Source organism: Leisingera sp. ANG-M1, from assembly GCF_000813745.1.
In the GTDB taxonomy this organism is placed as follows: Bacteria; Pseudomonadota; Alphaproteobacteria; order Rhodobacterales; family Rhodobacteraceae; genus Leisingera.
In genome coordinates this window covers 1-266 of sequence record NZ_JWLC01000037.1, presented here as the reverse complement: position 1 = coordinate 266, position 266 = coordinate 1, and the positions used below count along the sequence as shown (strand labels likewise).

The 266-nt window shown below is 60.9% G+C and carries 1 protein-coding gene; it reads left to right on the top strand.

The window, feature by feature from the left end:
* Positions 1-194, top strand: a 194-nt coding sequence (locus tag RA19_RS24725) for a globin (protein WP_039168309.1), incomplete at its 5' end; no start/stop codon positions are given.
* Positions 195-266 lie beyond the last annotated feature (72 nt).

The window sequence follows — 266 nt, the reverse complement described above, 5'->3', positions numbered from 1 at the left end:
TGATCCTGCAGCAGCAGGGCGAAAAACACCGCAAGCTTGAAGTGTCGGACGCCCATTTCAACGGCTTCATCGACAGTTTCACAGGTGCCCTTGCGGCCATTCTCGGCCCCGACTGGGACCGCCCGACCGAGCAGGCCTGGGCGGGTTTCCTGACATTTGTGGCCGTGAAAATGAACTTTCTCACCCGGATCTGAGGCGGCACCGCTCCGCGGCCCCCGCTTTGCGGTAATCCCGGGCCGTTTTCTGTTTGACGCCCCTCTCAAACA